Source organism: Bradyrhizobium sp. SZCCHNS3016 (genome assembly GCF_032484535.1).
Lineage (GTDB): Bacteria > Pseudomonadota > Alphaproteobacteria > Rhizobiales > Xanthobacteraceae > Bradyrhizobium.
The window spans coordinates 49,003-72,709 of record NZ_JAUETE010000016.1 but is presented as its reverse complement, the minus strand read 5'-3'; the positions used below and the strand labels follow the sequence as shown (position 1 = coordinate 72,709).

At 66.2% G+C, this 23,707-nt stretch carries 22 protein-coding genes, 1 tRNA gene and 1 riboswitch; of the genes, 10 read left to right on the top strand and 13 right to left on the bottom strand.

The window, feature by feature from the left end:
• Window positions 1-103: 103 nt before the first annotated feature.
• Window positions 104-1,969, top strand: coding sequence for an AMP-dependent synthetase/ligase (locus tag QW881_RS26565; protein ID WP_315757626.1), 1,866 nt, complete (start codon window positions 104-106; stop codon window positions 1,967-1,969).
• 34 nt (window positions 1,970-2,003) lie between these two features.
• Here the strand turns inward: QW881_RS26565 and QW881_RS26560 are convergent.
• A tRNA-Gly gene (locus QW881_RS26560) sits at window positions 2,004-2,077 on the bottom strand.
• A 229-nt stretch (window positions 2,078-2,306) separates the two neighbouring features.
• Between QW881_RS26560 and QW881_RS26555 the strand changes: the two genes are divergently transcribed.
• From QW881_RS26555 to QW881_RS26535, 5 genes are all read left to right on the top strand, one after another.
• The gene (locus tag QW881_RS26555) at window positions 2,307-2,726 is read left to right on the top strand and encodes an SPW repeat protein (RefSeq protein ID WP_315757627.1); all 420 of its coding nucleotides are present in this window, start codon (window positions 2,307-2,309) and stop codon (window positions 2,724-2,726) included.
• 224 nt (window positions 2,727-2,950) lie between these two features.
• Entirely contained in the window at window positions 2,951-3,523 is a 573-nt protein-coding gene (locus QW881_RS26550) for a methylated-DNA--[protein]-cysteine S-methyltransferase (RefSeq protein WP_315757628.1), read from the top strand.
• Between the two features lie 75 nt (window positions 3,524-3,598).
• Entirely contained in the window at window positions 3,599-4,438 is an 840-nt protein-coding gene (locus QW881_RS26545) for an AraC family transcriptional regulator (RefSeq protein WP_315757629.1), read from the top strand.
• A 51-nt stretch (window positions 4,439-4,489) separates the two neighbouring features.
• Window positions 4,490-4,849 carry a VOC family protein gene (locus QW881_RS26540; protein ID WP_315757630.1) on the top strand — a complete coding sequence of 120 codons (360 nt, stop codon included), beginning with the start codon at window positions 4,490-4,492 and terminating at the stop codon, window positions 4,847-4,849.
• A gap of 11 nt (window positions 4,850-4,860) precedes the next feature.
• Complete coding sequence (locus QW881_RS26535; RefSeq protein WP_315757631.1) at window positions 4,861-5,262, top strand: SRPBCC family protein; 402 nt, start codon at window positions 4,861-4,863, stop codon at window positions 5,260-5,262.
• Window positions 5,263-5,278: 16 nt separating this feature from the next.
• On the opposite strand, the gene QW881_RS26530 is transcribed toward QW881_RS26535, so the two are convergent.
• The gene (locus QW881_RS26530; RefSeq protein WP_315757632.1) at window positions 5,279-6,757 is read right to left on the bottom strand and encodes an MATE family efflux transporter; all 1,479 of its coding nucleotides are present in this window, start codon (window positions 6,755-6,757) and stop codon (window positions 5,279-5,281) included.
• Window positions 6,758-6,877: 120 nt separating this feature from the next.
• Complete coding sequence (locus tag QW881_RS26525; RefSeq protein ID WP_315757633.1) at window positions 6,878-7,984, bottom strand: 2'-deoxycytidine 5'-triphosphate deaminase; 1,107 nt, start codon at window positions 7,982-7,984, stop codon at window positions 6,878-6,880.
• 112 nt (window positions 7,985-8,096) lie between these two features.
• Window positions 8,097-8,176: riboswitch (SAM riboswitch) on the top strand.
• A 76-nt stretch (window positions 8,177-8,252) separates the two neighbouring features.
• Here QW881_RS26525 and QW881_RS26520 point away from each other — a divergent pair.
• Window positions 8,253-9,461: an O-succinylhomoserine sulfhydrylase gene (locus QW881_RS26520; RefSeq protein ID WP_315757634.1), complete on the top strand. Its 1,209-nt coding sequence runs from the start codon at window positions 8,253-8,255 to the stop codon at window positions 9,459-9,461.
• Window positions 9,462-9,541: 80 nt separating this feature from the next.
• Here QW881_RS26520 and QW881_RS26515 read toward each other — a convergent pair whose 3' ends face one another.
• The 3 genes from QW881_RS26515 to QW881_RS26505 are packed head-to-tail and all read right to left on the bottom strand — an operon-like array spanning window position 9,542 to window position 12,811.
• Window positions 9,542-10,699, bottom strand: coding sequence for an SGNH/GDSL hydrolase family protein (locus QW881_RS26515; protein WP_315757635.1), 1,158 nt, complete (start codon window positions 10,697-10,699; stop codon window positions 9,542-9,544).
• 13 nt (window positions 10,700-10,712) lie between these two features.
• The gene (locus tag QW881_RS26510) at window positions 10,713-11,471 is read right to left on the bottom strand and encodes an SGNH/GDSL hydrolase family protein (RefSeq protein WP_315757636.1); all 759 of its coding nucleotides are present in this window, start codon (window positions 11,469-11,471) and stop codon (window positions 10,713-10,715) included.
• Window positions 11,471-12,811, bottom strand: coding sequence for an OpgC domain-containing protein (locus QW881_RS26505; protein ID WP_315757638.1), 1,341 nt, complete (start codon window positions 12,809-12,811; stop codon window positions 11,471-11,473). Before QW881_RS26505 ends, QW881_RS26510 begins: the two co-directional genes overlap by 1 nt.
• Window positions 12,812-13,135: 324 nt before the next feature.
• On the opposite strand from QW881_RS26505, the gene apaG reads away from it, so the two are divergent.
• Together apaG and QW881_RS26495 are read left to right on the top strand one after the other, a co-directional pair.
• On the top strand, window positions 13,136-13,528 hold the full coding sequence (apaG, locus tag QW881_RS26500; RefSeq protein ID WP_315757639.1) for a Co2+/Mg2+ efflux protein ApaG: 393 nt from the start codon (window positions 13,136-13,138) through the stop codon (window positions 13,526-13,528).
• Between the two features lie 599 nt (window positions 13,529-14,127).
• Entirely contained in the window at window positions 14,128-14,511 is a 384-nt protein-coding gene (locus QW881_RS26495; protein WP_315757640.1) for a hypothetical protein, read from the top strand.
• On the opposite strand, the gene QW881_RS26490 is transcribed toward QW881_RS26495, so the two are convergent.
• The 3 genes from QW881_RS26490 to QW881_RS26480 form a co-directional block, all read right to left on the bottom strand.
• Window positions 14,477-15,484, bottom strand: a complete 1,008-nt coding sequence (locus QW881_RS26490) for an Hsp33 family molecular chaperone (protein ID WP_315757641.1) — start codon at window positions 15,482-15,484, stop codon at window positions 14,477-14,479. The genes QW881_RS26495 and QW881_RS26490 overlap by 35 nt on opposite strands.
• A gap of 253 nt (window positions 15,485-15,737) precedes the next feature.
• On the bottom strand, window positions 15,738-16,664 hold the full coding sequence (gene argF, locus QW881_RS26485; RefSeq protein WP_315757684.1) for an ornithine carbamoyltransferase: 927 nt from the start codon (window positions 16,662-16,664) through the stop codon (window positions 15,738-15,740).
• An 8-nt stretch (window positions 16,665-16,672) separates the two neighbouring features.
• Window positions 16,673-17,884, bottom strand: coding sequence for an aspartate aminotransferase family protein (locus QW881_RS26480; protein WP_315757642.1), 1,212 nt, complete (start codon window positions 17,882-17,884; stop codon window positions 16,673-16,675).
• Window positions 17,885-18,360: 476 nt separating this feature from the next.
• On the opposite strand from QW881_RS26480, the gene QW881_RS26475 reads away from it, so the two are divergent.
• Window positions 18,361-18,876 (top strand): GcrA family cell cycle regulator, encoded by a 516-nt coding sequence (locus QW881_RS26475; RefSeq protein ID WP_315717142.1) that lies wholly within the window; start codon window positions 18,361-18,363, stop codon window positions 18,874-18,876.
• A 108-nt stretch (window positions 18,877-18,984) separates the two neighbouring features.
• Here the strand turns inward: QW881_RS26475 and QW881_RS26470 are convergent, their stop codons facing one another.
• The 4 genes from QW881_RS26470 to QW881_RS26455 form a co-directional block, all read right to left on the bottom strand.
• Window positions 18,985-20,292 carry an ATP-binding protein gene (locus tag QW881_RS26470; RefSeq protein ID WP_315757643.1) on the bottom strand — a complete coding sequence of 436 codons (1,308 nt, stop codon included), beginning with the start codon at window positions 20,290-20,292 and terminating at the stop codon, window positions 18,985-18,987.
• Between the two features lie 28 nt (window positions 20,293-20,320).
• Window positions 20,321-21,376, bottom strand: coding sequence for a lysylphosphatidylglycerol synthase domain-containing protein (locus tag QW881_RS26465; protein WP_315740515.1), 1,056 nt, complete (start codon window positions 21,374-21,376; stop codon window positions 20,321-20,323).
• 501 nt (window positions 21,377-21,877) lie between these two features.
• Window positions 21,878-22,183: a hypothetical protein gene (locus QW881_RS26460; protein WP_315740516.1), complete on the bottom strand. Its 306-nt coding sequence runs from the start codon at window positions 22,181-22,183 to the stop codon at window positions 21,878-21,880.
• Window positions 22,184-22,187: 4 nt separating this feature from the next.
• The gene (locus QW881_RS26455) at window positions 22,188-23,582 is read right to left on the bottom strand and encodes an OmpA family protein (RefSeq protein WP_316158922.1); all 1,395 of its coding nucleotides are present in this window, start codon (window positions 23,580-23,582) and stop codon (window positions 22,188-22,190) included.
• Between the last annotated feature and the right edge of the window lie 125 nt (window positions 23,583-23,707).

The window sequence follows — 23,707 nt, the reverse complement described above, 5'->3', positions numbered from 1 at the left end:
CGCACGACCTGTCTCGTGGTGATTGCGCTACGTCAACGTCGGATCCGGTCCGCCGCTGCAGAGCTTCTGCTTCGCGACGAGTTCAGGATCGCCGGAGACGGGCGTGCAGCAGTCAAATCCCATCGATGATCACGCCATGGCGGCCGGCACGCTGGCCGCCATCACCACCTTGCCCGAACTCTGGCGCTGGCGCGTCGAACGGAGCCCGGACAAGCAGGCCTACCGACATTTCGACGCAAGAAGCGGCCGATGGGCGAGCTTCTGCTGGCGCGAGATCGATCTCGTCGTCGACCGCTGGCGGCGGGCGCTTGCGGCCGACGGCTTCGCCCAGGGTGAGCGTGTCGCCATCCTGATGCCGAACGGGATCGCACATCTCGCCATCGATCAGGCCGCGCTCTCGCTCGGCCTGGTGCCGGTGCCGATGCATGCCGTCGATAATGCCGACAGCATCGCCTACATCCTCGCCGATTCCGGTGCCCGGCTGCTGCTGGTCGATTCGGACACACGCTGGGACGAGATCGCAGCGGTCGGCGAGGCCCTGCCCGACCTGCGGCGGATCGTCTGCGCCGACCGGCGAACGACCCAGCCGACCGGCGATCCGCGCCTCATCGATCTGGAGGCGTGGCTGAACGCAGCCGGCAACGCCACGCTTCCCGGCACCCGGATCGCCATCGCGCCGCACGACCTCGCCGCCATCGTCTACACCTCGGGCACGACGGGCCGGCCCAAGGGTGTGATGCTGTCGCACGACAACGTCGTCTCCAACCTCAAGGCCATTCATCAGCGGCTGGCGGCCGATACCGACGACGTATTCCTGTCGTTCCTGCCGCTGTCACACACGTTCGAGCGCACTGCGGGCTACTACTACCCGATCGCCATCGGCGCCTGCGTCGCCTATGCGCGCTCGGTGAAGCAGCTGTCCGAAGATCTGGTGGAGGTCCGTCCGACCATCCTGATCTCCGTGCCGCGCATCTATGAGCGCATCTACTCGGTCATCATGCATCACCGCGCGATCGCAAACCCGCTCGAACGGGCGCTGCTCGACCTGACCATCGCGATCGGCGGCCGGCGCTTCGATGCGCAGCATGGGCGCGGAACCAGACTTTCAGCGTTCGACCGAATCGCGTGGCCGCTGCTGCAACGCCTGGTCGCCGCCAAGATACTGGCTCGATTCGGCGGACGGCTGCACGTCGCCGTCAGCGGCGGCGCGCCGATCGCCGAGCCGGTGGTGCGGCTGTTCCTGGCGCTCGGGCTCGAGGTGCTGCAGGGCTACGGCATGACCGAGACATCGCCCGTCGTCAGCGTCAACACGCCTGACGACAACGACCCGCGCACCGTCGGACGCGCCCTGCCGGGCATCGAGGTGCGCATCGGCGACAATGACGAGTTGATGGTGCGCGGCCCGAACGTGATGCTCGGCTATTGGCACCGGCCGGAGGAGACCGCGCGCACCAGGGAAGCCGACGGCTGGCTGCACACCGGCGACCAGGCCCGCATCGACAGCGGACGCATCACCATCACCGGTCGGATCAAGGACATCCTTGTCACCTCGACCGGCGAGAAGATTGCGCCCGCCGATCTGGAAACCGCGATCCTGACCGATCCGCTGTTCGAGCAGGCCATCGTGATCGGCGAGAACCGGCCGTTCCTGACCGCGATCGTCGTGCTCAACGCCAACGGCTGGGCTGAGCAGCAGGCGAGGCTCGCGGCGCACGGCCAGCGCGGCACCGAGGCCGAAGCGGCCTCTCTGCTGCGCCACATTGCGCGAGCCGCGAAGGCCTATCCGTCCTACGCGACGCCGAAGGCGGTGCATTGGACCTTGGAGCCGTGGACCGTGCAGGAAGGCCTGATCACGCCGACGTTGAAGAACAAGCGTCCGGCGATCGAGCGGAGCTTCGCGAAGGAGATCGAGGCGATCTATGCAAAACGCGCGGCAGCTTTGCGGCCGTCGGCTACCGCACGAAGCTGATTTTGCAGAGCGTAGCAGCAGGACATTGCGGCATTGGAGCGGGCGAAGGGAATCGAACCCTCGTATGCAGCTTGGGAAGCTGCCGTTCTACCATTGAACTACGCCCGCGCTCGTCAATGCTTAGCCGAGACCATGCGTTTCGCCAAGCGGCTTGTTGCCGCGACACCGTCAGGCCCAGAGGTGGCGGACGCAACAGTTCTGCACCGGCCTGATCTCCGGATCGTGATCGGCCGCGACCGCCGGCTCCGGAACGGATCGGGCCGGTCGCGCTTTTGCCCGTTGGAGGCGGCACCCCTCGCTGCTTCGCCGCGCCGTCAAGGTCCTGGGAGCTCACATCATGCAAAGCCAAAGCCCCGCGTCTCAGACCGCAACCTCGAAAGCCCTCGCCGTCATGGCGGGCCCGTCGGCGCTCGACCTTTACACCCTCGGCTGCGGTCTGTTCCTGGCCGTCGCGCCCTGGCTGTTCGGCTTCGTCGGCAGCGCCGGCCGGATCGATGCTGCGTTGGCGGGGGCTGCCGTCGTCGTGCTCTCGCTCGGCGGCCTCCTGGCGTTTGCCGATTGGGAGGAGTGGCTGAAGGTCGCGCTTGGATTGTGGCTGATTGCAGCTCCGTGGCTGCTCGGGTTCGTGCATACGTCGGCGATGCATGTCAGCATCACGATCGGGATCGCCGTGACCTTCCTGAGCCTGCTCGAACTGTGGCTTGCGCATGATCCTGATTTTGCTGGCGATAGACCTACATTGGTGAGCCAGCCGTAGCGCCTCTGGTCGATCGCACCTCGCCTGCGCGCTGCGCCGCATTCCGCGATCGCGATGCCGATGACAGAGATCGCAGACAGCGATCGCAACGGGACGCTTGACAACCATCACCCAAATCAGGGCAAACCCGCCCCGGTCACGCCGCGCTGTTAACACTTTGTAAACAAAGTTGATGCGGGCGATCGTGACGATGATATGATGTGGCGTGGGGTTGGGGTGGCGTCATGGGGCGTGGGTATACGATCTTTGATACGGCCCTCGGCCGTTGCGGCATTGCGTGGAGCGATGCCGGAATCACCGGCGTACAACTGCCGGAAGCACGGGAAATCGAGACGCGGCGGCGCCTGTTTCGCCAATTCCCCGAAGCGCGGGAGCAGCGCCCGTGTTCGAATATTGAACTTGCCATCGAAGGCATAACCGCCATGCTGCGCGGGCAGGAGGTCGACTTCTCCGATGTCGTGCTCGATCTCGGCGGCGTCACGCCCTTTAACCAGCGCGTCTATGATTGCATTCGTGCCATTCCGCGCGGCGAGACGCGCAGCGCCGACGCGATCGCAGACGAACTGCACGTTCCCAAGGCGCTGAATTCGATCGCGCAGGCGCTGAGCAAGAATGCGCTCGTGCTGATCGTTCCCTGTCACCGCGTGCGCGACATCGGCAACGGCCTCGACAAGCCGTCGCCCAACAGCGGCGTCATCTCCAAGCGGCGGCTGCTGTCGCTCGAAGGCGCACGGCCTCATGCGGGCCTGACGTTGTTCGACGCGTTTCTCGCGGTCGACCGGCCGCGCGCGTCGTAGCGTGCCTCGAGCGCCGGGCGATATTTTCTCGCACGCGACCCTCCTCTTTCATCCGCAATACGCTAGATTTGCTGGATGACCGCCACCATCCTGTTCGAAAGCCGTGACGTCACCGTGTCCGAGTTCCGCTGTGCGGCGGTTCCGGGCGAGCGTCCCTATGTCGAGCAGTATGCCGGCTACTCGCTGTCCTACGTGCGCAAAGGCAGCTTCGGCTGTCGGCACCGCGGCCGCTTCTTCGAGCTGGTCACCGGCTCGCTGCTGGTGGGCCATCCCGGCGATGAGTTCATGTGTACGCACGATCACGTCTGCGGCGACGAATGCCTGTCATTCTTCTTCGATCATGCGCTCATCGATGAGATCGGCGGCGACAGGCGGGCCTGGCGGGTTGGCGCGATGCCGCCGCTGCCGGAGCTCATGCTCCTCGGTGAGCTCGCGGAGGCCGTCGCCGCGCGCGAGCAGGACCTCGGTCTGGACGAGGTTGGCCAGATCATCGCCAGCCGCTTCGTCGCGACCGCCACGGGCCAGCAGGAACGGGCGGCGACGCCAAGCCTTCGCGATCGCCGGCGCGCGGTCGAGAGCGCATTGTGGATCGACGACAATGCGGCGCGCGACATCGACCTGGCGGCTGCGGCTGGTGAGGCCGGCGTCAGCCCGTTCCATTTCCTGCGGCTGTTCGCGGCCACGATCGGCGTGACGCCGCATCAATATCTGATCCGCTCCCGCTTGCGGCGCGCCGCGCGGCGTCTCAGCGAGGAGGATACGCCGGTCACCACCATCGCCTACGATTCGGGTTTTGCCGATCTGTCGAATTTCACCCGCACCTTCGCGCGCGCTGCCGGCGTGTCGCCGGCGAAGTTTCGCAAGGCGTCGCGCGGCGAGCGCAAGATTCTCCAAGACCATCTGAGCCGCCATTGATTGGATGATCCAGCGCGTGCGGCAGCCGCACGCGAAGCATGGAGATCATCGATGTACGATCATATCGGCCTCAAGGTCGGCAATCTGGACGCCAGCGTCCGCTTCTACACATCGGCGCTGGCGCCGCTCGGCCACATCCTCTGCTCCAAGGACGAGGCGTCGGCGGGCTTCGGCCCGAAGGGGGAGCCGGCGCTGTGGCTGTATCTCGACAAGGGCGCCAGCAAAGGCGCCGCCCATATCGCGTTCCGCGCCCGGGACCACGCGGCGGTCGCCAGATTCCACAGCGAGGGGCTGAAGGCCGGCGGCAGCGACAATGGCGGCGCCGGGCCGCGCGCGGACTACAGTCCGACCTACTACGCCGCCTTCCTGATCGATCCCGACGGCAACAACATCGAAGCCGTGTGTCCGTGAGGTCCCCGGCCATGGCATCGATTCAGAAGGACATCCCGATCGCAGCCTCCGCGGCCGCCGTCTGGGACGCCGTGCGCGACTTCGGCGCCGTTCATACCCGGCTGGCGCCCGGCTTCGTCGTCGATTGCCAGCTCGACGGCGACGTCCGGATCGTGACCTTCGCCAACGGCAACGTGGTGCGCGAACGCCTCGTCAGTTGCGACGAGGCGCAGCAGCGTCTGGTCTACACGATCGAGAGCGAGCGCGTGACGCATCACAACGCGTCCGTGCAGATCATCCCCGACGGCGCGCAGGGTTGCCGGATGCTCTGGATCACCGACGTGCTGCCGCACGCCATCGCGCCCTATATCGAGCAGCAGATGGCGCTCGGCAGGCGCGCGATGCAGGACGCCCTAGGCGGGCTGCGCGCCTAGACGAGCCGAGCAGCCGTCAGCCGACATGCGGAGATGGCGGGATCTGCGCCCCCGAGCCGAGTTCGGCCGCCAGCACGGCCGGGCGCAGCTCCAGCGCTGCGGCCGGCTTCGGGCCCCAGCGGGTGAGCATGACGGTGGCGAGCGTCAGCACTCCGAGCAGGACCATCGAGGACGCCGCCAGCATGAAGAAGTCGCCCTCGGTCGCGGCATGGCTCAGCAGATAGCTGCCGCCTGCGGCGATGAAGACGAGCCGCACCGTCTGTGCCAGCACCGGACCGATCACCCTGGCTGCGCCCTGCGAGGAGAAGTACATCGAGATCGCCAGGCCGATGAAGGCATACATTGGCGCTGCGACCTGAAGATAGTGCCGGCCCGCGCTGCGCGCGCTCTCGTCCTGGGTGAAGATGTCGACCCACAATTGCGGGACGATCGCGATCAGCGTCGACAACGCACCCACCGACGCGAAAGAGACCAGCCCCGCCGTCCAGGCGATCCGGCGGGCACGCGCGATTCTTTCCGCACCGATCGCCATGCCGACCATCGGCACCGAGGCCATGCCGACGGAGAACGCGACAGTGGTCACCATGAATTCGAGCCGTGCGCCGATGCCGTAGCCGGCCAGCACGGCGGTGCCGAACGATGCCAGCATGTGCGTGAAGATCGCGATCGACAGCACGGATTGCAGCGGCGAGAAGCAGGCGATGGCGCCGACCTTGAGGATGTCGGCGAACATCGCACGGCTGATCTTGAGACCTCGCAGCTTCGGCCGGACGCGCGCGCGGCCCGAGAACAGATACCAGCCCATCACCGAGATGCTGACGCAGAAGGCCAGCAGCGCGCCGGCGGCGACGCCGCGCATGCCGAGCCCGAGGACCAGGCTGAGCGTGCCGCCGAGCACGATCTGCAGCAGTGCCGAGCTGAGGATCATGAACGACGGCAGCTTCATGTTGCCGGTGCCGCGCAGGATGCCGGCCATCGAGTTCATCAGCCAGGGCAGTACCGCGCCGCCGAAGAAGATCTGCAGATAGGCTGTGGCATGGCTCAGCACCGCGCCGCGGCCGCCGAGCACCTCCAGCAAGGCAGGTCCGAACACCAGCATGCCGATCATGAAGGTCGCGCCGAACAATAGCGCGATCAGCAGCGCGTGCGTCGCGAGGGTCGAGGCCCGTTCGGTGTCGCCGGCGCCGAGCGCCCGCGCGATCGCCGAGGCCACGCCGCCGCCCATGGCGCCGCCGGACATCGTCATGGTCAGGATCACCAGCGGGAACACCAGCGCCATCGCCGCCAACGCCTCGATACCGAGCCGGCCGATATAGGAGGTCTCTGCGATGACGACGCAGGTGCCGGCCGTGTTCGCGATGATGTTGGGCCAGCCCAGCGACAGCAGGGTGCGCAGAATGGGTCCGTCGACGAGCGCATTCCGAACCGGCTTCGCGATGGGCGGCAACGTACGCCCCTCGCCGACCGGACTGTCGGCCAAGCCGATCTCGGACATGCTCGCTCCCCGTTTGGCCGCGCCATCTGGCGGGACCTTTGTCGTTCCTCCTAGCACACCGCCGGGCCGCGCCCCGTGCAGCAGGCGCATTGGGGGTGCGCGGTCAGCGCGCAGCCCGGCCTAGAGGCGGAAGTGCTTGGAGAGCTTCAGGCCCTGGGCCTGGTAGTTGGAGCCGATGCGGCTGCCATACATCGCGTTCGGCCGGGCCAGCATCTTCTCATAGACGAGGCGGCCGACGATCTGACCGTGCTCGAGGATGAACGGCACCTCGCGCGAGCGCACCTCGAGCACCGCGCGCGAGCCCTGCCCGCCGGCGCCGGCATAGCCGAAGCCGGGATCGAAGAAGCCGGCATAATGGACACGGAATTCGCCCACGAGCGGATCGAACGGCACCATCTCGGCGGCGTAGTCCGGCGGCACCTGCACGGCCTCCTTCGAAGCCAGGATGTAGAACTCGCCGGGATCGAGAATGAGGCTGCCGTCGGGTCGCGCCTTGATCGGCTCCCAGAACTCCTCCACGGCATAGCCGGCGCGGCGGTCGACGTCGACGACGCCGGTGTGGCGCTTGGCGCGATAGCCCACATAGCCCTTGGCATTGCTGCCGGACAGGTCGACGGAAAGAGCGACGCCGCCGACGAGATCCGCATCATCGCGATCCACCAGCCGCTCGGCCTGATGCAGCGCGATCAGTTCGTCCTCCGACAGAACCGCGTCGCGGTAGCGGAAGCGGACCTGGGACAGGCGCGAGCCTTCGCGCAGCAAAACGGGAAACGTCTTCGGGCTGATCTCGGCGTAGAGCGGACCGTGATAGCCGGCTCCGATCATGTCGAACCGTCGCGTGCCGTCGGCGATCACGCGGGTGAACACGTCGAGCCGCCCGGTCGAGCTCTTCGGATTGGCGGCCGCGACGATGTCCTTCGGCAGCGCGAGACTCTCCAAGAGCGGCACGATGTAGACGCAGTTGGTCTCCAGCACTGCGCCGTCCGCGAGCGCAAATTCGTGCAGCTTCAACTCGTCGATACGCTCGGCGACCGTCGCGCCCGGCCCAGGCAGAAAGCTTGCCCGCACGCGATAGGCGATGTCGCCGAGCCGCAGGTCCAGGCTCGCCGGCTGGATCTGGCTTTCGACAAAATCGTATGCGGGGATGATCAGGCCAGCCTCCGCCATCGCCACGATCATGCGATCGGGGAGGATGCCGTGGGCGTCGGGGCTGAGCGAAAACGGCAAGACCTGATCCTTTGCAGGCGCCGGAACGGCGGCTTATCGAGCCTATATAGGGTCTTTTTACCGGTTATCCGATGGCTGGCTTGACGGAAAGGCCGGTTGCGACTATGAGCACGACTTATCCCGTGGTGATTTGAGCCGGCCGGCTTGCAGCCACGTTAAATAAGTCGCTAAACAGGCCGGGGACGATTGTGATCCCGGCCGTGAGGAGTTTTCCCAGGCCGGTTTTTTTGTGCCCATCGCTGGAGGCGGTGGTCACGATGGAGGTCACATGTCGAAGTCCCCCGCGAAGGCCCCGGCGTCGTTCGCCCACTATCGTCCCGAAACCCGTCTGGTGCATTCCGGCACCTTGCGTTCCGAATTCGGCGAGACCGCCGAGGCGCTCTATCTCACGCAAGGCTTCGTCTACGCCACCGCCGAGGAGTGCGAGGCGCGCTTCAAGGGCGAGGACCCCGGCTTCATCTATTCGCGCTTCTCCAACCCGACCACGGCGATGTTCGAGCGCCGCATGATCGAGCTCGAGGGCGCCGAGGCCTGCCGCTCGGCCGCAACCGGCATGGCCGCGGTCACCACTGCAATCCTCGCTCCCCTCCGTGCCGGCGATCACGTCGTCGCCGCCAAGGCGCTGTTCGGCTCGTGCCGCTACGTCGTCGAAGATCTCTTGCCGCGCTACGGCATCGAATCGACCCTGGTCGATGGGCTCGACCTCGACCAATGGCAGAAGGCGGTCAGGCCGAACACCAAGTCGTTCTTCCTGGAGAGCCCGACCAACCCGACGCTCGACGTGATGGACATCCCGGCGATCGCCGAGATCGCGCACGCCCGTGGCGCGCGGCTGATCGTCGACAACGTGTTCGCGACCCCGATCTGGCAGAGCCCGCTCGCGCTCGGCGCCGACGTCGTGGTGTATTCCGCGACCAAGCACATCGATGGCCAGGGCCGCTGCCTCGGCGGCGTGATCCTGTCGTCGGAGGCGTTCATCGCCGAGCACATCCACAATTTCATGCGCCAGACCGGTCCGTCGATCTCGCCGTTCAACGCCTGGGTCCTGCTCAAGGGCCTGGAGACCTTGGCGGTGCGCGTGCGCGCGCAAACCGAGACGGCGGCGAAGGTGGCCGACTTTCTCGCGGCGCATCCGAAGATCTCGCGGCTGATCTATCCCGGCCGCGAGGACCATCCGCAGGCGGCGACCGTGCGCAAGCAGATGCGCGCCGGCTCGACGCTGGTCGGCTTCGAGGTGAAGGGCGGCAAGGCCGGCGCCTTCCGTACGCTCAACGGCTTGAAGCTCGCGCGCATCTCCAACAATCTCGGCGACGCAAAGACGCTGGTCACGCATCCGGCGACGACGACGCACCAGCGGCTGACGCCGGAGGCACGCGCCGAGCTCGGCATCAGCGAGGGCTTCATCCGCTTCTCCGCCGGGCTCGAGCATGCCGACGATCTGATCGAGGATCTGGATGCGGCCCTGAGGGCCGCGTAGCGAATGGCCGCATAGAGAATGGCGAATAGGGCGCACCGATTGCATCCTATTCGCTACTCGCTATTCCCTACTCGCCACTCTCACATCGGCCGATAGGTCAGCACATTGGCCGGCGTGTTGATGCCGAGCTTGACCTGGCCGACCGAGCGGATGATGTCGTCGCCGAGCAGCTGGGCGAAGCAGGCGTAGCCCCAATCGCTCATGTGCAGACCGTCCGAGATCACGAACTCGTTGATCGGGATCGCCTGCCGCTCGTGCCAGTCGCGCATCACCTCGAAGCGCGGGAAGATGCCGGCGTGATGCAGCTCGGCGATACGCCCGAGCAGCTTGTTCATGCGGCTGGCGTTCTCCGAGCGCTCGTTGACGCGCGGCGAATATTGCAGGTCGACCAGCACGACATCGGAGGCCGCCGCCTGGATCTTGGCGACGCCGTCATCGACCAGCTTGGCGGTCTCGGCGGGATCGAGATCGCGCAGCACCGCATTGGTGCCGACCTGCCAGATCACGAGATCCGGATGCCGGTCGATCACCGACGTCTCCAGCCGCTTCATCATCTCCGGCGCATCCTCGCCGCCGACGCCGGCATTGATGACGCTGATGTCGACCATCGGATATTGCCGGCGCAGCTGCGCGGCGAGCCGATTCGGATAGGTGTAGTCCGGCGCGCTCGCGCCATAGCCCTGCGTCGACGACGAGCCGAAGGCGACGATGACGACCGGCAGGCCGGAGGCGAGCTTGTTGGCGACGTGCGGCAGCGAAATGAAATTCTTCTTGGCGACGCCCTTCGGCGTCAGGCACGGCACGCGGTTGAAGATGTCGGTGGCCGACTTCGCGACCTGCTTGACCTTGTCGATCGCCCGCTCGGTGATGCTGCGCGACGGCGGCGCCGCCGCGACGGCCTGCCCGGCTGCAGCCGGCGGCTGTGCATCGGTCATGGCCGGCGCGGTCGTCGCCGCAGGCGGCGAGGTCGTGGCCGCCGGGCGCGCCACGGCGATCGGCCCGGGCACCTGATCGTTCGCCTGCGCCACCGTGACGTGACCGATGCTCGGTCGCAGCCCGCTGATCAGCGGAGCCTTTGGATCGGAGCTCTCCACATCGGAAAGCGCGGCGGGCGCAGCCGGCGCTGCGCTCTGCGCCCGTAGCTTCTGCGGGCTCAGCGCGAGGGCGATGGCAATGACCGCAACGGCCGAAAGCTTCTCCCATGTCCCGGAGACGCGGTGACACTCATTCGACGTCATGAACGACATAACCCTAGTTCTGCTGCGCCGGCCCGATATGCGCCGCGTCGATGATGAACTTCGACAGCGCCCGGCCGAGGCAGTCATGAACCTGCTTGGCCAGCTCGACCCCGTGCGTTGGATTGAACAGGTCGAAATCGCCCTGCTCGTTCCATTGCCGCATGATGGCAAACCGATCGAACAGCGGAATGTCCCGGTGCTGCGCCACCACACGCATGTTGTCGACATAGGGCGGCACGGAGATCAATGTCTCCGTCCGCGGACTGTATTGCAGGTTCATCAAGACGACGTCAGCTCCCGCTTTCTGCAGCGTCGCCACACCGTCGTCGACCGCCTGCCGGAACTCATCAGGATCGATCGACCGCATGGCGTCGACCGTGCCGGTCTGCCAGATGACCAAATTAGGCCTTTTTCCTTCCACCAGTTTAACGAGATTGCCAGCGACCTCCTCGGCCGTCTTCTTGGGCTGCAGCTCGATGCTGAGATTGACGGCGACGGTTGGCAGCTTGTCCTTCAACGCAGCCTGCAGACGGGCGGGGTAGGCATTGGCGTCGGAGGTGGCGACAATGGAAGATGAGCGGCTTCCGACGACGAGAATATCCAGCGTGCGGCCGTTCTTGACGGCGTCTGCAACCTTCGGAAGCGGGCTCTCGGTGGTCAGCAGGTAGGCCGGCACCTCGCAGTTCTGCGGCGCCTCTTCCGCGCGCGCAGAGGCCGCCAGCGAAACAGCCAGCACTGCGATACCAAACCTTAACCACGAGACGGACTTCATCAGCCCCCTCCCGCCAGATCGGCGTTGCTGCGCGCACCTTTTCGCGTCGCGCCCTTATCGGCCTCACGCTTGTACCACGAAATCAACGACGCCACCCCCCACATGATGAGGATGCCGCAAAGGCTGATCACCGCGTGCATCATGGCGCCGCCGGACACTTCGGCAAGGACGAAGTGGCCCGCAAACGCCAGAAACACGCCGAGACAGAAGATCTCGAGCGAGTGTTGCCCACAGACAATCAGCGGACGCAGCCACGGCGACTTCAAGAGCGGCCAATCCTTGCGCAAATAGTGCACGGTGAGTGCTGCGAGTGCGAGAAAATGCGCGAAACGCAACACGTCAAGGTCGGTCTTGTCGATCGGATACATCCACTGCTCGATTCGGCGCGGCATCAGATGGCCGAGCTGCGGAATGTACCAGGTCAGGGTCACACAGAAGGCCGCGACCAGATAGGCGACGCAGAGCCCGAGCGTGATCGGCGAGTTGATGATGCGCGACATGCGCCGCGCGCCGCCGAGCGCGCACCAGGCGCCGAACACGAACAGCAATTGCCAGGCGAACGGATTGAAGGCCCAGAAGCCGTTGGGATAGGCCGTCAGATAGAGATCGAGCTCCCAGGTCACGGCATAGAGAATGACGGATAGGCCGAGCGTCACGTCGGGCCGCCAGCGCATCAGCCACAGGATCAACGGCAGGAACAACATCAGCACGATGTAGAGCGGCAGCACGTCCATATTGACGGGGCGGAAGCGCAGGATCAGCGCCTGCACGATGGTCACGTCCGGCTGCTTGAGAAAATCCATGATTCCCATCTCTTCGGTGTAGAGCGGGTTCTCGAAGCTGGTCGCGACGTAGGAAATCTCGGCGAGGAAGATCGTAAACAGGAAGACGTGGGCGACGTAGATCTGCCAGACGCGGCGCAGGATGCGCGCGGTTGCGACGATGAAACCGGCATCCTGCATCGCCCGGCCGTAGACGAACGCCGCCGTGTAGCCTGAGATGAAGATGAAGATCTCGGTGGCGTCGGAGAAGCCGTAGTTGCGGAGCGTGAACCAGGTCAGCAGGTTCGGCGGCAGATGGTCGATGAAGATCAGCCATAGCGCCAGCCCGCGAAACAGGTCGAGCCGCAGTTCGCGCTCGCCGACCGCCGGGAAGGTGATCGCAGGGACGGCGGTGGTGGCGGGTGCAGCGGTGACGGCCGGCGCAGCCGCGACGGCAGATGCAGATGCAACCGCAGGTGCAGCCGCGCTCGCCGCAGCGGCAGTCTCCGTAGCCGGCGCGGGTGCGGCGCTGGCTGCGGGGGCGGACGGTCCGGCAAGGCGATCGACAATCGACGTCATCAGGCACCGCGTCAAAGCTGCCAGCCCTCGAGGCCCGGCAGGGGGAAATGTAGGGCTGCGCAGTTTTCGCGCAAGCGATGAAGGACTTATCAGCTGGGCCGTGCCCAGTTTTTCGACCTTGGCGGACGGCTGGTGGCGATCGCACGACGCAGGACAGGGCGATCACCGCCAGGGTGCTGCCGGCCGCGCCCGATCCGAGCCCAAGGAACGGATCGCGCATACGGGCGACAGAGTCCGCGATTTTGGTGCCATAATGCGGAACTGTGTTGAAAGCACGATGGCGTCCCGATTGGTTCCGGCGCTGGTTTCCGCTACAATGCCACCATGTATCGCGCCGTGACTCGCCACATCGAAGTGACCGTCGAACCGAACTTCCTGCCTGAGAAGTCGTCGGTGGTCGATGGCCGCTGGTTCTGGTCCTATACCGTCGTCATCACCAACAGCGGGGAGGAGACGGTGCGGCTGCGCAGCCGGCACTGGATCATCACCGATGGGATCGGCCGGCAGCAGGAGGTCCGCGGCGAGGGCGTGGTCGGCGAGCAGCCGGTGCTCGCGCCGGGCGAGCGCTTCGAATACACCTCCGGCGTCCCGCTCACCACCGCGTCCGGCTTCATGGCCGGCTCGTACCAGATGGAGAGCGAGAGCGGTGAGCACTTCGACATCGCCGTGCCGGCCTTCTCGCTCGACAGCCCCGACGGCAAGCGGGTGTTGAATTAGCTGAGAAGGCATGCAGTTCGACTGCCCCCCAGTCGTCCGCTCGCTGTCTCTTGTGCTGCTCTCGACGTTCAACACCTTGTCCTTGCGGCTCGCCTCGCCTGCCGATGTTTGGCCCGCTGTCGTCCCGGCAAGCTTCCGACAACGCGCCAGCGGACGAAGTGCAATACGATGGATCCTGTACTCACGCCACACGTCATCGTTCTCGCGACGCATCCCGCGTCCGAGCTTTGCCCATTCATCCGCCCTCTGCAAATAGAGGGCGCAGGGAAGGCCAGGCCTCGGCTGAGGCCTGCGGCCCGCCTGCAGAAAAAAATGCAGGCGGCAGGTACCACAGGTTCAGCCGGAACGACCCGGCCCTCCCTGCGCGACTGGTTTTAACGGCCGCTTCGCGTTCTCCCTGGCGCGCCGGGCTTTCTGGCCGCCATCCCCACGCGAAGCGAAGCCTCAACGTGAGTTGATATCAGCATCGGGATATCAGGACCGCGCGACTTGACCGTGCGTGCATCGCCGTTCGTCCACGCAGACTGAACTACGCTGCGGCAACACACGCCCATCGCCTCCCACTGCCAACGGTCCGTGACGGTCGCGAAACGCCCCTCATGCGGCAACAGGATGCGCGGAAATGTGCCAGTGATTTGCCCGACGGCACAAGTTGTTTGTTGCTGCGACCAATCAACGCGACGGGCAAGGATGTGGCGTCGATCAGCGAGAAAACCGATTTTCAACAACGAACTAATGGAGATCGCCGGCGCACACGAACTCCCGACATTCTCTCCGGCGCCGCGCGACGCAGCCGCCGCCTATCGAGCGTCATCGCGACGAGCGAAGCGACGACGCGATCCAGAGCCGTCGAAACGACTCTGAATCGCGTCGCTGCGCTCGCGATGACGTACGGAGGGCTGTCGCTCGACCACGATCGCTACGACGCGCGGAGCGAGCGCAACAGAGTCAATTCTCCGTCACGCCGGCTTCATGCGGAGTGAAATGATAGACCGAGGAGCAGAACTCGCAGGTGACGACGACCTTGTCGTCCTGCACCATGTCGGCGCGGTCCTGGGGCGAGAAGCTCTTCAGCATGTTGGCGACCGCATCGCGCGAGCAGGAGCAGCGCGCTTGCAGCAGCACGGTGTCGAACACGCGGACGCCGCGCTCGTGAAACAGACGATACAGCAGCCGCTCGCCGGACAGCGCCGGGTCGATCAGCTCGATATCCTCGACCGTCGCGACAAGCGATTGGCCCTCGATCCAGGCCTCGTCTTCCTCGACCGCATGCAGCTCGGTGCCCTCGGGCGCATCGCCGGGATGCAGATCGGCCTGGCGCAGGCGCTCGGGCGCCTGGGGCAGGAACTGCGTCAGCAGGCCGCCGGCGCGCCAGCGGTGCTTGCCACCGCTCCACTCCTCGCCGACGGCGAGGCGCACACGGGTCGGGATCTGCTCGGAGCGCAGGAAGTATTCATGCGCGGCCTCCTCCAGACTGCCGCCGGTGAGCGCGACGAGGCCCTGGTAGCGGCTCATGTCGGCGCCCTGATCGATGGTCATCGCCAGATGGCCCTTGCCGAGCAGGCCGCCGGAGTCCTTGGCCGAATCCTTCAGCTCTTGCAGTCGTGCTTCGTCATAGCGTGCGTAGGCGCGCAGCCGGTCGGGCGCCTGGAAGTCGACCACCAGGAACGACACCGGCCCGTCGGTCTGGGTCTGCAGGATGAAGCGGCCGTCGAATTTCAGCGAGGAGCCGAGCAGCGTCGTCAGCACGATGGCCTCGCCGAGCAGCTTGCCCACGGGCGCGGGATAGGCGTGCTTGGTGAGGATATCGTCGAGCGCGGGGCCCATGCGGGTAAGCCGGCCGCGCAGATCCAGCGCCGCGACCTCGAACGGCAGCACGGCGTCGTCGACCGGCACCGCCGAGGGCGCGCGGCTGGTGTCGAGATGGATGTCGTTGTCGGGGGAATTGGTTGTCATGGGGCGTATTTGGGGATGATTGAAACGAATGGAAGGGCATCTCCCGGCTGTCGTCCCGGCCTTGGGCCGGGACCCATACCGCGGATGCTATCGAGGGACGTCGGTGGTAGTCGCCGACGCTAAGCCGTAACCGACGAACCACGATCGCTCCAACTACGCAGAGCAACGGCCACCGCTGCAAATCAGTTCGATCACGCGGTATGGGTCCCGGCTCAAGGCCGGGACGACACCAGTGAAATTGCGCAGTCGAACCCTAAGCCCGCTCGCCGAAGCACCAGGCCAAGATGCCCTTCTGCGCGTGCAGGCGGTTCTCGGCTTCGTCGAAGACCACCGACTGCGGGCCGTCGATCACCTCGTCGGTGACCTCCTCGCCGCGATGCGCCGGCAGGCAGTGCATGAACAGCGCCTCCGGCTTGGCCAGCGACATCAGCTTGGAATTGACCTGATAGGGCTTGAGCAAATTGTGGCGGTGCTCGCCATCCTTGTCTCCCATCGACACCCAGGTGTCGGTGACGACGCAGTCGGCACCGACGACAGCGACCTCCGGATCGTGGCCGAGATGGATGTCGGCCCTGGTGGCGCGGATGAAATCCTTCATCGGCTTGCCCGGCGACAGCTGCGGCGGGGTGGCGACGTTGAGCCTGAACTTGAAGCGCTCGGCGGCATGCGCCCAGGAGGCCAGCACGTTGTTGTCGTCGCCGGTCCAGGCCACGGTGCGGCCCTCGATCGAGCCACGATGCTCCTCGAAGGTCATCACGTCGGCCATCACCTGGCAGGGATGCGAGCGCCGGGTCAGACCGTTGATCACCGGCACGGTGGCGTGCGCGGCGAGCTCGAGCAGCGCCTCATGGCTGAGGATGCGGATCATGATGGCGTCGACATAGCGCGACAGCACGCGCGCGGTGTCGGCGATGGTCTCGCCGCGGCCGAGCTGCATCTCGGTGCCGGTCAGCATGATCGCCTCGCCGCCGAGCTGGCGCATGCCGACGTCGAACGACACGCGGGTGCGCGTCGACGGCTTGTCGAAGATCATCGCCAGCACCTTGCCCTCGAGCGGCTTCTTCGCCGGCTCGCGCGCCTTCAAGGTCTTCTTCATCGCGCTGGACAGCGCCAGCACGTTGCGCAACTCCTCCACCGGCATCTCGGTGAGATCGAGGAAATGACGCGGCGTGTTGCCCATGGTCTTGCTCATGATGCGGCCGCCTGCTTGGCAGGCCCGCCCGACAGCGCCGCGCAGGCGCGATCGAGCATCTCGACCGATTGTTCGATTTCGGATTCGTTGACGATCAGCGGCGGCAGGAAGCGTACGACGTTGTCGCCGGCCCCCACTGTGAGCAGCTTCTGATCGCGCAGCGCCGCGACCAGATCGCCCGACGGGACCACCGCCTTGACGCCGATCAGCAGGCCCTCGCCTCGGATCTCGGAGATGACATCGGGATGACGATCGAGAACGGCACCGAGCTTCTGCTTCAACAGCAGCGACATCTTGCGGACGTGATCGAAGAAGCCGGGCGCCAGCATCACGTCGAGCACGGCGTTGGCCGCGGCGACCGCCAGCGGATTGCCGCCGAAGGTCGAGCCATGCGATCCCGGCGTCATGCCCGACGCGGCCTCGGCCGTCGCGAGCACGGCGCCGATCGGAAAGCCGCCGCCGAGCGCCTTCGCCAGCGACATCACGTCCGGCGTGACGCCGAGCCAGCGATGCGCGAACAGATCGCCGGTGCGGCCCATGCCGGTCTGGACCTCGTCGATGACCAGCAACAAACCGTTGTCGTCGCAGAGCTGGCGCAGCGCTTTGTAGAACGGCAGCGGCGCGGTGCGCACGCCGCCCTCGCCCTGCACCGGCTCGACCAGGATACCGGCGGTGTGCGGACCGATCGCCTTCTTCACTGCTTCGATGTCGCCGAACGGAACCTGATCGAAGCCGTCCATCGGCGGACCGAAACCGTCGAGATATTTGGCCGAACCTGTCGCGGCGAGCGTGGCGAGCGTGCGGCCGTGGAACGCGCCTTCGAACGTAATGATACGATAGCGTTCGGGATGTCCCTTGGCGGCGTGATATTTGCGCGTGATCTTGATCGCGCCTTCCATCGCCTCCGCGCCCGAATTGGCGAAGAATACGTAGTCGGCAAAGCTCTGCTCGCACAGCCGCGCAGCGAGGCGCTCGCCATCCGGGCTCTTGAACAGGTTCGACATGTGCCAGAGCTTGGCCGCCTGCTCCTGCAGCGCCTTGACCAGATGCGGATGCGTATGGCCGAGCGAATTGACTGCGACGCCCGAGGTGAAATCGAGATAGCGGTCGCCATTGGTCGCGATCAGCCACGCGCCTTCGCCGCGCTCGAACGAAAGATCGACCCGGGCGAATACGGGGAGGAGATGCGTAGCGGCAACACTGGTCATGGCGGATCACATGAGCTGACGGGCCGGCCGAGACACGCGCCACGCGGCGCCATCGCGCATCAGGGACCCCACCCTGGAAAACAAAATGTGCCGCCTTTTCAAGGCGGCACGTACATCTATTGTATGCGGGCAGCGGTGGGAGTCAACTACGCGTCAGCTGATGCATGGGGGGCCGGCCCGTGAGATTCCGGACGCCTGACACGCCTCGAGACACGCCACAGGGAACCACGGAATGTGTGGACTGCGGCCACCGACTCTTGCGCGGGAGTCACGCCATATTGTAGCGTTTTCAATGTCGAGTACGACATCTCGTGCGGCAGTTCTGATCCCTCTCGAAGTTCTCTGAGTTTGCGTAACGTCCGGGTGCCTTGCGCGCGCCCGGCGAGGGACAAGGGATTCTGCCGCCTGGGATTTTCTTGAGACAGCATCGCAGCGCCGTCCCGGATTGGCCGGCGCAACGCGAAGGGAAAGGTTCGATGACCGTATTGACCTGGTCCGACGATCGCGTCGAGCAACTGAAAAAACTCTGGGAAGCCGGACTGTCGGCCAGCCAGATCGCCGCGGAACTCGGAAACGTGACGCGCAACGCCGTGATTGGCAAGGTGCACCGGCTGGGCCTGTCCGGCCGCGCCAAGAGCCCGGCCACCGCGGCACCGCGCCAGCGCAAGGCGGCCCGCCCGGCACAGCCGATGATGCGGGTGGCGCGCCCGGTGGCGCGCGGCAACACGGCGCTCGCACAGGTTTTCGAGGTTGAGGCGGAGCCCGATCCGGTTGCATTCGACAACGTCGTGCCGATGAACCAGCGGCTGTCGCTGCTGGAGCTCAACGAGGCGACCTGCCACTGGCCGGTCGGCGATCCCTCGAGCGCGGATTTCTTCTTCTGCGGCGGCAAGGCGCTTTCCGGCCTGCCCTATTGCGCGCAGCATTCGCGCGTCGCCTATCAGCCCGCGGCCGACCGCCGCCGCCAGCCGGCGAAGTCGACCACGCGCTGAGCGGCCGGCGATGAGGTGCTCCGCATCGCCTCGCGATGTCCGGCCTCTGTTCACGACGATCGATGACGTGCGCCCGGCCTGCGCCGGGCCGCAAGATGCGCCCGCCCGTCAGGCGCGTGCTGCGGGCCTGGACTGCGGAAAGCAGGCCGTGAAAGCGGCGCCGTTGCGGGGCACGCTCTCGATCAGAAGCCGGCCGCGATGGCGGTTGAGGATGTGCTTCACCAGGGAGAGGCCGAGCCCGGTGCCACCCTGCGCGCGGCTGTCACCGACATCGACGCGATAGAAGCGCTCGGTCAGCCGCGGCAGATGCTCGGGCGCGATGCCGGGGCCGAAATCGCGCACCTTGACCCGGACCTCCGGCGCGTTCTCGGCGGAGACGGCCTGCTCCAGCGAGACGATCACGCGGCCGCCCGAGGCGCCGTATTTCAGCGCGTTCTCGATCAGGTTCTCGAACACGCGCAGCAGCTCCTCGCGGTCGCCGGCGATCGTCACCGGCGCCTCCGGCAGGCTGGTCTCGATCACCACCTGGCGCTCGCGCGCCAGCGACTCCAGCCCGTCGGTGACCTGGCGGATGATGGGGACGACGTCGACCATGGCGTGGGGCTGGACATGCGCCGACAGCTCCACCCGCGACAGCGACAGCAGATCGTCGATCAGCCGCGCCATGCGCGTCGCCTGGATGTGCATGATGCCGAGGAAGCGCTCGCGCGCCTTCGGATCGTCCTTGGCCGGCCCCTGCAGCGTATCGATGAAGCCCGAGAGCGCCGCCAGCGGCGTGCGCAGCTCGTGGCTGGCATTGGCGACGAAATCGGCGCGCATCTCCTCGACCCGGCGTAGCGGGGTCAGATCGTGGAACGTCATCAGCATGCATTTGTCGGTGCCGCCGAACGCCGTCGGCACCGGCACCGGCGTGATGATCAGCTCCATCCAGCGATCGACCGGAACGTGATCGTGATAGGTGGCGCGGCGGATCTCGGTGGTGGCGATCGCCTCGCGCAGCGCGGTGATGATCTCCGGCGTGCGCAGCGCGAATTGGGCGAGTTCGCCCTTGCGCAAGGCAGGCGCGAGCTGCGCGGCGGCGGCGTTGAGGTGGATGACGCGGCCGGCGCGATCGAGCAGCACGGCGGGATCGGGGATGCCTTCGACCACCGCGCTCACGGCCGGCGCCTCGACCGGGTTGGCGTGGCGCTCCTCCTCCCGCTTGGCGACCGCGCCATGCAGCCGCCACGGCACCAGGGCGGCGGCGGCGATACATAGGAATACCGCCAGGGCCCGCAGCGGCAGCAGCTCGTCCAGCAGCACGAGCCCGGCAAGGGCGAGCGCCGCAGCCAGCAGGATGATCGCGGAATGGCGCAGCCGGTCCGGCCAGGGGGTGAAGATCGAGAGCGCCGTGTCGGAGGGAGCGTCGAGAGCCATCTCGTCCTACTATTCCCTTGAGCTGGCGTCAGGCACCGGAATCGCTGCGCTTCCTCACAAAAGCGGCTTCAGGCGGGGGGCCCGGATCGAGGCTGAGCGCGGCCTGCCGCAGCCGCTTCGACCGCGTGCTGATGATAACCTCGCGAAACGTCAGCAAGATTACAGAAATGAGGAACGGCGCCAAATAATACAGCATCCGGAACAAGAGCATTCCGGCCAGCAGCTCCTCGCGGTCCATCTGCCACAACCCGACCAGCATCGCGGCGTCGAACACGCCGAGCCCGCCGGGCGAATGGCTGGCGAAGCCGAGCAAGGTCGCCGAGACGAAGATCACGGCCACGACGACGAAGCCGAGATTGGGCTCGTCCGGCACCAGCACATACATCGCGAGCGCGCAGAAGCCGAGGTCGATGATGCCGATCGCGATCTGCAGCAGGGTCAGCGGGCCGCTCGGCAGCACCACGGTCCACGGCCCGCGGCCGACCACGCGCGGCTTGGTCCATACCCAGGCGACATACCCCAACAGACCGACCAGGATCGCGATCGCCGCCATGCGGTTGGCCCAGGGCGGCAGCTGGTCGATCGAGGCCGCCGCCTCCGGATGATAGCTGATGCCGAGCCCGAGCACGGCGGCATTGCCGAGCCAGAACGTCAGGCCGGCGAGGAAGCAGATCTTGGCGACGTCGATGGCGTTCAGCCCATGGGCCGAATAGACGCGGTAGCGCACGGCACCGCCGGTGAAGACGCTGGCGCCGACATTGTGGCCGATCGAATAGCTGGTGAAGGCGGCCAGCGCATTGACGCGGTAGGGCACGTGGTCGTGGCCGATCGCGCGCACCGCGAACAGGTCGTAGAAGGTCAGCGTGAAATAGCCGGCGGCAACGAACAGCGCGGCGAGCGCGATCTGATGCGGCTCCGTGCTCTTGATCGCCTCGAGCACCTCGTAGGTGTCGATGCCGCGCAGCATGTGGTAGAGGACGTAGCAGGCGACCGCGATCACAGCGATGCTGATCAGCACGCCGAGCTTGTGCAGGACTTGCTTCTCGCGCAGGAACGTGGCCGCTCTGCGTATGGCTTCAAGCATCTACACCTCTCACCGTGATCCGATCACGACGGCCGGGGACGCCGCGCCCCGGAGGCCGCCGCGTCATGTGCGCATACAACGCCCTCGTAGCGCGTTTCGACGCATTGGGGAACACGGAGCGTGCGAACAAAAGCGTACACATGGATATACTTAGCAGGCTTTACGGAATTGCGATGCACCGTTTTGCCGCACATGAGGCAAGACATCAGGCAAGCCATCATGCAGGACGGAGCGTCGGCGCACGCTCCCGGCCAGCCTGCAAAGCCCAGGTTAAACTTCGGTGAGGAACGCGCATCTCCGGGCTTTCCGGGGGCCCCACGGCTGGGCGGGTCGGCATCAACCAACGATAAGCGCCGGCTGCGCGTTTGACAGGGTCGCACCTCGTCAAACCTTCGTGTCTCGCAGTTGCGATGACCCGGGCACGCCGACGGCGGGGGGCGCCGCCGCAGTCTTGGCAAGTCTTGGCAGGTGGCGTCGGGCGCAGACCGCCGGGCGGCCGCTTCAGGCCGCCGATTTCGTCCGCATGCTGCGGATCACCACCAGCGCCCGCAGCCACGTGCCGATGGCGCAGCCGACGAGGTAGGGCACGAACATGATCAGCAGCAGCTCGAGCCAGTAGCCGGCCCGGCCGGGGATCAGGCAGGCCACGGCCGCCGCGACCAGGCCGGCGGCCAGCACCGCCAGCAGCCAGGTCAGCCAGCCCGACACGCGCGGGGCGCGATGCACCACGGCGACCCAGCCCATCGCCAGCCCGATGGCGAAGGCGCCGGCCAGCCAGCCCCAGTGAAAGGCAACGAGATAGGCCATGACGTTACCTCACCACGAATTCGATGCGGCGGTTCTGCGCCCGGCCGTCGGCGGTGTCGTTGGAGACGACCGGCTGGGTGCTGCCATAGCCGATCGGGGTGAAGCGGTCGGCCGGCAATCCGGCCTTGACCAGATAATCGACCACGGCCTGGGCGCGCTTCTGCGACAGCACCTGATTGGCCGCGGGGTCGCCATCGGCATCGGTGTGGCCGATGATCTCGACATTGGCGGAGGGGCAGCGGAACGCGATCTCGACGAGGCGGTCGAGCAGACCGGTGGAATCCCTGTCGAGGTCGCTGCGGCTGGTCTCGAATCGGATCTTCGCCTTGCCGAGCAGGTCGGAGAACAGCTGCTGGCACACCGTGGGATCGACCGGGGCGGCTGCCGGCTTCACCGTGATGTCGGCCTTCACCTGCCAGCCCTGTGGGACATCTTTGGCGAGCCCGGTCCGGATCTGGGCTGCTGCTGCGTCATAGAGCGCGTCGCCGGAGATCTTGATGTCGCGGTCGGACACCACCAGCGTGCCGGTCGACAGCCGCGACAAGGCGCCCAGCGCCGGCACCACCGCATTCACGAAGTTGGTGGGCGCACCGATGCTGTTCTTGAGATTATCCACGACCTTCTCGCTGAAGAATTTTCGCGATGAAGAGCCGACGACAACGGCGTGGATGTTCTCGTCGGGAACGTTGCCGGCGAGCGTCACGGTGACCGCGACCGGGTCCTTGTAGGCCTGGAAGATGTAGGGTGGCGCCTTGACCTCATTGCTGGCGACCTTGAAGCCGTCCGGCAGCTTGCCGAGCGCGGCCGCGATCGCCTCGCGGCCGCCGAGCTCGCGTGCCATGCCGGACAATGCGACCTCGCCATCGGAGATCGTGAACTTGCCGTCCTTCAGCCTGCCGATCTGGCCGATCAGCAGCAGCGCCGCATCCTCGAAGCGCGTTGGCGCGCCGCGCGCCAGGCCCATCTGGTCAGCGACCTCCACGCCCGGCAGCGCCGCCCGCGTCGCGTCCATCAGCCTGCCCTTCAAGGCGGGCAGCGGCGCATTGCCGCCCAGCGTCACCCGGACGACGTCGCGTTCGGCCGACCAGACGAAGGGCTTGGCCTCGGGGACCAGCCGCGTCTCGTCGTTGACGAGCCGCACGCCGGCCACGCCGTCCACCGCAGCGACCGCATCGCGGCGTCCAGCCTCGGAAAAAGCATTGGCGCGCAGCGAGACATCGCGGCCATCCACCGTGATGCTTGTCCTGTCGAGCACGGCCCCCTTCAGGACGGCCGAACTGCGGCCGGCGAGATCATTCTCCAGGGGAACGGTGCTGGTCCAGGCCGCGAGGCCCCAAAGCACGATCAGCGGGAGGACGCCAGGCCACCATTTCCCGCTCCACCTGAAAAGTCCACGCATTCGTCATCCGTCGCATCGAGGAAGCAGAGAGAAAACAAACCCTTGCATGCCTGTCAAACCGGAAATGAGGCGCGCCGCACGGTACGTTGCGACCGCAGGCTAAGGCTTTCTTCAATCATTCGTCG